At 44.5% G+C, this 7,108-nt stretch carries 6 protein-coding genes and 2 pseudogenes; 1 reads left to right on the top strand and 7 read right to left on the bottom strand.

The annotated features are described in order from the left end of the window. Nucleotides 1–237: 237 nt before the first annotated feature. From JCM14108_RS13305 to JCM14108_RS13290, 4 genes and pseudogenes are all read right to left on the bottom strand, one after another. Nucleotides 238–555 (bottom strand): glycine cleavage system H family protein, encoded by a 318-nt coding sequence (locus JCM14108_RS13305; RefSeq protein WP_235807155.1) that lies wholly within the window; start codon nt 553–555, stop codon nt 238–240. A gap of 210 nt (nt 556–765) precedes the next feature. After that, entirely contained in the window at nt 766–1,611 is an 846-nt protein-coding gene (locus tag JCM14108_RS13300; RefSeq protein ID WP_035181423.1) for an aldo/keto reductase, read from the bottom strand. Between the two features lie 119 nt (nt 1,612–1,730). Next, nucleotides 1,731–3,190, bottom strand: a pseudogene (locus tag JCM14108_RS13295) (PH domain-containing protein). Further along, nucleotides 3,180–3,659: a PH domain-containing protein gene (locus JCM14108_RS13290; protein WP_035181421.1), complete on the bottom strand. Its 480-nt coding sequence runs from the start codon at nt 3,657–3,659 to the stop codon at nt 3,180–3,182. Before JCM14108_RS13290 ends, JCM14108_RS13295 begins: the two are co-directional and overlap by 11 nt. A 173-nt stretch (nt 3,660–3,832) precedes the next feature. Here JCM14108_RS13290 and JCM14108_RS13285 point away from each other — a divergent pair, with 173 nt between their 5' ends. Next, nucleotides 3,833–5,032 carry an MFS transporter gene (locus JCM14108_RS13285; RefSeq protein ID WP_035181420.1) on the top strand — a complete coding sequence of 400 codons (1,200 nt, stop codon included), beginning with the start codon at nt 3,833–3,835 and terminating at the stop codon, nt 5,030–5,032. Between the two features lie 84 nt (nt 5,033–5,116). Here the strand turns inward: JCM14108_RS13285 and JCM14108_RS13280 are convergent, their stop codons facing one another. The 3 genes and pseudogenes from JCM14108_RS13280 to JCM14108_RS13270 form a co-directional block, all read right to left on the bottom strand. Continuing rightward, nucleotides 5,117–5,725 carry a response regulator transcription factor gene (locus tag JCM14108_RS13280; protein ID WP_035181419.1) on the bottom strand — a complete coding sequence of 203 codons (609 nt, stop codon included), beginning with the start codon at nt 5,723–5,725 and terminating at the stop codon, nt 5,117–5,119. After that, nucleotides 5,722–6,819, bottom strand: coding sequence for a sensor histidine kinase (locus tag JCM14108_RS13275; protein WP_035181418.1), 1,098 nt, complete (start codon nt 6,817–6,819; stop codon nt 5,722–5,724). Before JCM14108_RS13275 ends, JCM14108_RS13280 begins: the two co-directional genes overlap by 4 nt. After that, nucleotides 6,797–7,108, bottom strand: a pseudogene (locus tag JCM14108_RS13270) (ABC transporter permease); the annotation flags it as partial. The pseudogene JCM14108_RS13270 and the gene JCM14108_RS13275, both read right to left, overlap by 23 nt.

Below are 7,108 nucleotides of genomic sequence, written 5' to 3'. Positions count from 1 at the left end.
GCACAAAACAGCATCGCTGCATATAAGAGATCGATTTGAAAAATCCAAACCCAGGATTTTCCCAATCGACGTCTTATATTCCGGATGCTAACCGTTTTGCTCCGCACACTTTTCTAGGACTGCTGCGCTAATCATAAACCTGCATGTAAGGGATTTATTTCAAAAACCCAAACCCAGGGTTTCCGAAATAAACGCCTTACACTCCGGTTTATCCCAGATTAGCTCCGCACACTTTTCTTAATACACTTCCACGATCCAGTTTTTTGCTCTGTCGGAGCTATTGATTAGGTGCGGGTGATACAGGAGTTCCGTGTGATATTTGACGACTTCTCCACTTTCCGGGGAATGAAGGACTGTTGTGTCACTGACGGTGTTTGGACTTTCAATAGTGATGAAATCCTGACCGTCGTAAATTTCCTTTTTGTTGGTGGAGAACGTTACTGAAGAAATCTCGCCAAATTCCACGCGGGCATCATCATTTAAACCGATTTTAAAGTGACCGTCTTCTGAACGGGCTTTCCAGAAATAGCGCGAATCATCAATTTTGCCAGCCATGTTTATCATCCTTTCATGCGTATATACGCTACTTTCTATTATCGGACTTATATTGGAAATTTGATAGTAGAAGATAATTATTTTTTACAAAGCGTGGGCCAGAAAGTTGCCTTCGGTGCATGTTTCCAGTCGATAATAATCGTAATAAAAAACAAACAGGACTGAACAAAATTATTTTCGTCTCAGCCCCTCATAGTGACACTATTAATATTATCGAATATCCAACGGTTGCTTACTCGTCGGCTTTGGAAATGCCTTGTCGAGTTTTGCCAAATCATCCTTATTTAAGGTTAATGAAGCGGCCTTTACGTTGTCAACTGCATGCTTAGGATCGCCGGATTGTGGGATAGCCAAGGTACTGCCATCACGAATTGCCCAAGCCAATAAAATTTGCCAAGGGGTTGCCTGGTGGGCCTCGGCGACTTCTTTAACGGCCGGATTGTTAATTAACTGACCGCGTTCGTCACCGGCAGCTACCGGCGTGTAGGCGATTAGCGGAATTCCTTGCTTTCGCTGCCATGGTAGTAGGCTGTATTCGATCCCTCGACTACCGAGGTTATAGAGATCTTCGTTTGCGGCAACCTGATCACCGCCTGGGAGGTCAAGCAGTTCTTTCATATCGGGGAGGTCAAAGTTGGAAACACCCCAATGTTTGATTTTACCTTGCTGCTGCAGGGACTGAAGCGTTTCGACGGTTTCACTTAACGGCACAGCACCACGCCAATGATATAGATATAAATCCACGTAATCGGTTCCCAGTAACTTTAAGCTGGTATCCAAGCTGTGGGGCATTCTGTCGGCGGAAGCGTTTGAAGGCAGTACCTTATCAATCAGGAACAATTTTTCCCGGTCAATATTGGCAATGGCTTCACCAACCAGACTTTCACTACGGCCGTTACCGTACATTTCCGCGGTATCGATCACGGTTGCGCCGGCGTCAATACCGGCTTGAATGGCTTTGATTTCCTTTGCGCGGGTTGCAGTTGAATCGCCCATGTGCCAAGTACCAAGCCCGATTGCCGGCACCGTTCTGTCGCCAAGATGTAATTCTCTCATAAAATGTAACCTCCAATTTAGTAGAAGTCCGTTTTTCAGCTTAAAATCACTCGGCTGAAAAGCGCGCATGAAAATATCATACCTGTTTTCATTATAAGAGTCTCGGCTCGGTTGCGCAATTAGTTCCTAAGCCGCAGCCAATTGAAAATTTTTTCCGCGTCTTTCATCGGAATGTAACGAATTTCAACAGCTTCATTGTGGTTGCCATGGCGAACGTTTACCTGCATATGAGCCAGGTTATTATGGGCCATCCAAATGGAGCGGTTCAGGCTGAATGATTGAACGTTCTTTTTGGGAATAATAAACTCGGTTCTGGTGAACAGTGACCCGGACTGCATGAGTAACTGATCTTTGTAAATTTGCCAGCCGGTGTTGCTTGACGAATACCAGCCCATAAAAAAGGCGATAATCAAAAGCGGCAGGCTAAGCAATCCCCAGATTTTAAAGAAGTAAAGACAGCCGGCCACAGGGATTAACATAATCAGCATGGCGTTACGGATAAAATAAAACCGGTTTTCCCGGGAATTTTGTTTAACTGTACAAAATGGGTTGGTACCCAGTTGATGAAAGGCTTTAGCCGATCAAACGTGTCGTGAGATTTGATAACCGGTAAAATCATCATGTCGTTGCCTTTGTCGTCATCCCCGGCTGATGAAGCGGCCAAGGCTTGAATGGTAGCCAATTTAGCCCATTGACGGAGAACGTTTTGCTTGATTCTGAGCGCTTGAATCCGATTAATTGGAATGGTTACCGATTTTCGCTGGAGAAGTCCCTGATAGGTCCGCAGTTGATCACCCGTTGAAGTTAATGTGAATTGGTAATATTTTTGAACAAGTGATAAATAGGAACCCGCAATAGCAATGATGACAATTAGAACAACGGCAACACTGATAATCAGGATTGACTGGGAAACAATTTCTTTAGTAATGGTATTGAGAAACTGCTGAGGAATGTATTCTTGGATTTTGCCGTAAATTGCCGCCAAGATTCCCATTAAGGGCAGGATTCCAAACGAAGTTAACGCGAAAATATTTAAATCATGTGGATTAATTTGATATTCTTGACGAACAGCAGTTGACTGGATTGGCGTCGCTTTGGTTGGGGTGATTCCCTGAACGGCAGTTGGGGATTTCTGATCGGCTTTTCCAAGTGCCAGTCGCTTCTGCTCGATGGCTTCCCGAACGCTTTCGGCAACAACCGGGAAAACTACCTCCGGGCGGTGACTTTCATGACCAGCGGTTTCAATCTTTAACTGTTCTAATTGAAATGGTTTTAAGAAGAACCACTGGCTGCGCTGGACCGTTTGAATCCGGCCATACGGAATATGGGTGTGTCGTTTAACGAAAATACCTGAGTTGATGGTCAGCATCTCGTCTGAAATTTGATAGGTGAAAAAGAAAAATTTGAGTAGACTGAAAGCGATAATTAAAAAGATTAACGTTACAAGAGCGGCCAAAAAATGGGTTCGCTGGGCCGGCAGAACAATGATCGCAAAAACGCCCCAGTTGAGGACAGCCTTATAGGCATAATAAAGCAGTGAAAATGCGTTGAGATGTTTCTTGGGTGCTTCAGACGTCATTTTCTTTCACCTCCACTGCCAGGCGCATGATTTGTTTGCGCAGCTGTTCAGCAACTTGTGGTTCCAGACCGTCAATTTTATGGGAAGTCGAAGCAGTGGTGACATCGACTTTTTGCAGTTTTTGGGACTGTAGAACGGGTCCGGCCGATAGCGTGACATCCTGAACCCGGGCAATCGGAATCGAAACCATCTTTTTAAAAATGTAGCCGGATTGTAATTCGACAGCATCATCAGTTAACCGATACCGCCAGAATGCATAGCGGTAAGGGACCAGAATTAATTCAAAAATTAAATCAATAATGGCAATTGCACCAAAACCGATGCCGGGCCAAAAAAGCCACTCCCAGTGAAGAAACTTAAGGCCCAGATAACAGCCGATTCCAATTGCCAGCCAGATGGCAAAGTTGATAAAAGCTGAAACTTGCCAAACGCGTTTGATTTTTGAAGGTAAATGTGTGCCTTCTGTCAAAATAACCACTCCAATTTTAGTTATAGATTTCCCCTTACGAGCAGTGTACAGAATTGCTATGAAAAAAGCCAATTTTGCTTATGCCAAATTTGGTTCTTTCTGTGGACATTACACAAAGGATAGCGTTATACTTACTTTTATGCGTTTTGTGACTTTTTAAGGGGGATGATTAATTGTCGGCTAAAGTAAGAAATGCCATTATTGTGCTGATATTTGGAAATTTTCTGGTTTGTATCGGGATGAGTTTAATTTTTCCGGTGATGCCGTTTATCAAAAACGAGCTTCATTTATCAGCTACCGATATGGGGATTATGAATTCATTGTTTGCTTTCGCGCAGTTAATTGCCTCCCCGATTGTCGGACAAATTTCTGACCGAATCGGTCGAAAACCTGTCCTGGTTTGGGGACTGGGCTTATACATGGTTTCGGAAATTCTGTTTGCAGCCACCAACTGGCTGTGGATGTTTGATGTTTCGCGAACTATCGGTGGTTTGTCGGCAGCCATGGTTGTCCCGACTACCAATGCGCTGGCTGCTGATTTAACTACGCCAAGACAACGGGCAAGGGTAATCGGCCTGTTGTCGGCGGCCTTTAGCGGTGGCTTGATTCTAGGCCCCGGCATTGGTGGTTTCCTTGCTAAGATTGATTATAAAACACCTTTCTGGAGTGCGGCTGTATTAGGCCTGCTCAGTATGATTTCACTGCAGTTGATGCTGCCAAGTGAAAAAGAAATTGAAGCTATTGCCAAGGATAACGTGATGCCGCCGATTTCAAAGGGCCCCAGCAAGGCGACTTGGGTCCAGACCAAGCGGTTGTTCAGCGGGCCGATGAAAATCCTGTTTTTGCTCATCTTGATTTCCTCTTTCGGTTTGGTGGGCTTTGAAAGTATTTACAGTTTGTATGTAAACGAAGTCTTTGGGTTTACCATTGGCAATATTGCCTTGGTGCTAACGTTAAATGGATTACTGTCTTTAATGTTTCAGGCACTGCTGTTTGATCGGCTGGTAACCTGGCTATCCGAAAAACGGTTGACTCGATACTGCTTCTTTCTAGCGGCTGCCGGGACGATTTGGATTATTTTGGCCCACAGCAAGCTTGAAGTCATCATCGCGACTTTAATTGTGTTTACGTCATATGATTTAATCAGACCGGCTATTACCACGCTGTTAACCAAGGCCAGCGCAACCGGTCAGGGATTAATTAACGGTGTGAATATGTCTCTAACCAGTGTCGGTAATATTGTTGGACCAATTATGTCAGGTGCGTTATTGGATTTGAATTATCATATTCCATACGTCATCGTTGCCGGTTTTCTGGCAGCGTCGTGGTTGATGACTTATTTGGTGAAGGATCATTTTAAAGTAAATATTTGATGGTTAAATAGAGAGCACCTGTAAAATTCACTTTATCGGATTTTACAGGTGCTCTCTATTTTTTACTAACGACTCACTTTTCAGCTAAACCAGCCACTTATTATTCTTAGCTAAATTAACGGCTTCCAATCGATTGTGGACGCCAAGCTTACTGAAAATTGCTGAAAGATAATTTCGAACGGTTCCATTTGATAAGAATAATTTGTCCGCGATTCCCTTAGTCGTTTCCCCATCAGCAGCTGCTTTGAGGACGGCCATTTCCTGTTGGGTTAGGGGGTTGTCCGAAGCGTTAACCATGTTGCGGACCAATTCGGGGTCGTAGATGGTTTGGCCGGCCATAACCTGACGAATGGCCTTTACCAGATCGTCACTGGGACTGTCTTTTAACAGATAACCGCCGACCTTTGCTTTTACAGCCCGTTCAAAATAAGCTTTTTGGGCAAAAGTTGTTAAAATAATGACCTTGGTTTTTAAGCCGGCTGCCAAAATATCATCAGCAACGTCCAAACCGGTTGCCTTGGGCATTTCAATGTCTAAAATGGCAATATCGGGTTTCAAGTGACTGATATCCAGCCAGGCAGTTTGGCCATCCCCGCTGGTGCCAAGGACTTTTAAGTCATCTTCCAAGTCCAGAAGCTGAGCCAAAGCCGAGCTTAACATACTTTGATCTTCTGCTAGATATAACGTTATCATGATTCGCCCTCCTTTGGCAGCGTGATGGTAACCAGTGTTCCAATCTTGTTGGCTTGAATGTTGAATTGGCCACCGTCAGCTTCGACACGTTCCCGCATACCGGAGATTCCGTGAGAACCGGATCGACTGTATTTCAAGCCATGACCGTTGTCCTGAACGGTGATTTGATAATGGTCGTCTTTTGACTGGGTGAATGAAATCCTGACCAAGGTTGCCTGACTGTGGCGAATTACGTTGGTAACTGCTTCCTGTAGAAGTGGCGTTACCTTGGTTTGAACAGTGGTTGGCCACTCGTTGGCAGTTGATTCGCCGGTTGTTTGAAGTGTGATGCCCGCTTCCTGCAGATTTTGCTGCTGGTTCAACATGGTTTCATCAATCATTTCCCGGCGAAGGTCATTGACGATGTTTCGAACCAACTGGAGATTTTGGCGACTGGTATCAATAATATCGTCTAATTCGGCGGGCACTTTTTCCGGTTGTTTTTCCAAAAGTTTTTTGGCTAGTTGGGATTTAACGGTAATCATCGAAAATGACTGGCCGAGTGTATCGTGCAAATCCCGGGCAATGCGTTCCCGCTCGCCACGTTTGATAACCGATTCCAGCCGCTGATTGGTTCGGGCAAGATCTTGGGTTCGCTTGATAGACCGCGATAAACCGTAAGCAAAAATCGGTGACACCATTGGGAAGGTAAATGACCAAAAGTCCAAATGGCCGGCGTATTGAATTCCCATTTTGATGACGGCACCAAATAGAATTGCGTAGTAGGTGACCACAAATATCTTAAAATACTTTTTGGGTGCGTAGGCTAAAACTGACGAGACCTGCCAGGCAGGAAAAATCATCAACCAAAAATTATTATCGCCAAACGTGAAAATGGCACCAATGATAACCTGACCAACCATTCCGGCTTTTTCGTATTTTTGAGAAACGGCAGTTGCGATATAAGCGACCAGAAATAGGCAGGTTAAACCAATCCAACCCCAGTCGGCTAATGATTCCGGCGGTAACTTATCATCAACCGCTTCAACCAGAAAAATTAGCCAAATATATGAATACCAGTAATTTTTGAAACTATTCCGCAGTCCCTTGAACATCGTTTGATTCCCCACTCTTTTTAACCAGCATCATTAATGCAACAATCAATGCCAAAACAATGATGGTCCAAATAACTATTCCTATCATATCATGGATTGGCAGGGGGCGATTATTAATCGCCAAGTTGATCATATGGCTGGTTAAATAAGTTGGCGTGGCTTTACCGATAGTCTGCATCCAATCGGGCATCATTGCCAGCGGCCACCAAAGTCCACTGATAACAGCCAGTGGGAAAACGGTCAGGTTGGAAATAATGCTTGTCAGCTGAGGTGTCTTGGCAAATGAACT

This window comes from Lentilactobacillus farraginis DSM 18382 = JCM 14108, assembly GCF_000583655.1.
Classification (GTDB): Bacteria; Bacillota; Bacilli; order Lactobacillales; family Lactobacillaceae; genus Lentilactobacillus; species Lentilactobacillus farraginis.
The sequence above is the reverse complement of the archived record's forward strand: the minus strand, read 5'-3'. Positions and strand labels throughout refer to the sequence as shown.